Origin of the sequence: Vibrio sp. T9, assembly GCF_003123985.1 — a bacterium.
In the GTDB taxonomy this organism is placed as follows: Bacteria; Pseudomonadota; Gammaproteobacteria; order Enterobacterales; family Vibrionaceae; genus Vibrio; species Vibrio diabolicus.
In genome coordinates this window covers 1-2,297 of sequence record NZ_NIGY01000030.1, presented here as the reverse complement: position 1 = coordinate 2,297, position 2,297 = coordinate 1, and the positions used below count along the sequence as shown (strand labels likewise).

At 41.1% G+C, this 2,297-nt stretch carries 3 protein-coding genes; all 3 read left to right on the top strand.

The genetic code is table 11. The features are described from left to right. Positions 1 to 152: 152 nt before the first annotated feature. Positions 153 to 983 carry a hypothetical protein gene (locus tag CBX98_RS25155; RefSeq protein WP_109170528.1) on the top strand — a complete coding sequence of 277 codons (831 nt, stop codon included), beginning with the start codon at positions 153 to 155 and terminating at the stop codon, positions 981 to 983. A 122-nt stretch (positions 984 to 1,105) separates the two neighbouring features. Then, a complete protein-coding gene (locus tag CBX98_RS25150; protein WP_109170527.1) occupies positions 1,106 to 1,567 on the top strand; it encodes an SAM-dependent methyltransferase in 462 nt (153 codons plus the stop codon). A 222-nt stretch (positions 1,568 to 1,789) separates the two neighbouring features. Beyond that, positions 1,790 to 2,059, top strand: a complete 270-nt coding sequence (locus tag CBX98_RS25140) for a hypothetical protein (protein WP_109170526.1) — start codon at positions 1,790 to 1,792, stop codon at positions 2,057 to 2,059. Positions 2,060 to 2,297: the final 238 nt, after the last annotated feature.

The window sequence follows — 2,297 nt, the reverse complement described above, 5'->3', positions numbered from 1 at the left end:
CGCGTATAACAAATTGTTCAAGAGGGATTCAGCACGCGTGGCATTTTTACTATGCGTTGGTTTAAGTGATTAAGGTGGTATGCGGTAGCATCGGTGTTGCGTGCTTCACCCCTTAACAAGGCGTTATACGTATTATCATAGTTAGGAGATTTATGGCTAGATTAGCTCCAAAAGCAGACACTCTAAGAGCTCTGTTTGCGCGTTCAGGCAATCAATGTGCATTCCCCGGTTGTACTCAATCTGTTGTAAACAGTAAAAATAAGTTCATTGCTCAAGTCTGTCACATCGAAGCAGCCTCCGAGGGTGGTGAAAGGTTTAATACCGCTAGCAACGATGAATATCGAAGAAGCTATGATAACTTAGTAATTTTCTGTTATCCCCATCATATCGAAACAGACGATACGGACGAATATACGACTGAATGTTTGCGTAAAATCAAGCTAGATCACGAACAACAATTCTTGAAGTCGGACTTCAAAATTGATGAAGCAGAGTTACAAAAATTAGTAAGTGAAATGCAGCTCTATTGGTCAAGCATTGATCGCTTAAACCAAGTAGAACATTATAATCTCGATTCTGGGCTTGCGATGGAAGTTAATGGGCAAGCAAGTTTTGATGAAGTCATAGCTGATGCACATAATGCTGTTTCTGGTATTGAAGCTTTGCTAAATAGACTGCGTGAAAGTGATGAAGCGTTAGTCGAAGATCTAAATGTACTACTGGAGCTAACAAATATCCCAGAATCAACTTTTACAGACGTTCCATATTACCAAAACCCCTTTGAAAACCGTAATTGGGAGTCTCATAATTTAGGTACTCCAAACTGGCTACTATCATTGCGAATCGCTTTAACCCACATTGAGGTTAAGTACCTGTCTGAATACCTAAAGACTAATAGCAATGACAACTCCGCACGAAATAAACTGGTCATGGCTAAACAAAAGCTAGAAAGTTATGCGGTGTCAGCAATGCATGTCGACTAGCATACGTATAACAAAGCATTTAAGAGTGATTCGCAACGCTTGGCAGTTTCGCTTCGCTCAAGTATAGCCAAGCGTCGCTCACACCTTAATGCGGCGTTAGCACCCAGAGGAGAAAAATAATCATGGAAGAAATTAGGCTTGTCCCTATAGGAAAAGTTGAATCAACCAGAAGTGAGATGATTGACGATGATTGGGATAAAGAAAACGCCTCTATAGTTATTGATGTTGTGTTCGGGGCGGAAGCTCTTATCGGACTTTCTGATTTTTCTCATGTTGAAGTGACTTTTTATTTCAACAAAGTTGATAAGTCAAAGATCACAACGGGTGCAAGGCATCCAAGAAATAACACTGATTGGCCGAAAGTTGGTATTTTTGCCCAAAGAGGTAAAAACCGACCGAACCGTTTAGGTTCTACAATTTGTGAAGTTATTGCTGTTTGTGGGAATGTGCTACAAGTTAGAGGATTGGATGCAATAGACGGTACGCCAGTGGTAGATATTAAGCCAGTAATGGGTGAATTCTTACCAAGAAAAACCGTCGAGCAGCCCGAGTGGTCAAAAGAAATTATGTCAAATTACTGGTAGTCAGAGTGCTAACAAACTGTTTAAGAGTGATTCGCAACGCATGGCATTTTTACTATGCGTTGCGCTTAGTGTTTAAGGTGCTATGCGGGAGCTTCGGTACTGCGTTGCTCACACCTTAACAGGGCGTTATGTGACTTAGCTAAAATTAAGCAACAAGGTTACTATGCCCACCATCTATGTTTGGATACTATAGTCCCTTGATTGCAGTAAAGAGGGATACTTATGGGTAATGCAGTTTTTCTACCTTGTGCCGATGGTTCTGATCGTCAGTGTTGGGGGCGGGTTGAAGCGGAAAATTATAGTAATTCATATTTTCAACTTACCGATGAACAAAAAGAAGAAGTTGCTGATTTAGCTGCTAGTTATACAGAGTCAGGTGAAACGTTCGAAGAGGACATTGATGGTATATGGGTTGAGATAACCCCAGCAGTGTGTGGTGCTTGTGGGAGTGATTATACTCGTGATGACGACGGTAATATAATTATCGATTAAGTAACATCACATAACAAAGCATTTAAGAGTGATTCCCAACGCTTGGCATTTTTAGTGCTAACCGTTGGGTTTTGTGTTTACGGTGCTATGGTTAAGTTTCGTGGCAGCGTTGCTCACACCTTAATGCGGCGTTAGGCGAATGGAGTAAATAATGAGATTTTTGATTGTTATTTTGGGGATGTTTTCTGCATTAGCAGCGACGGCAGAAGAGACTCGATGTGGATGGCTTGAAAATCCT

Bases quoted from the DNA above. Each gene is read 5' to 3' on its own strand.
- CBX98_RS25155 (WP_109170528.1), top strand. From the start codon at position 153: ATGGCTAGATTAGCTCCAAAAGCAGACACTCTAAGAGCTCTGTTTGCG.
- CBX98_RS25150 (WP_109170527.1), top strand. From the start codon at position 1,106: ATGGAAGAAATTAGGCTTGTCCCTATAGGAAAAGTTGAATCAACCAGA.
- CBX98_RS25140 (WP_109170526.1), top strand. From the start codon at position 1,790: ATGGGTAATGCAGTTTTTCTACCTTGTGCCGATGGTTCTGATCGTCAG.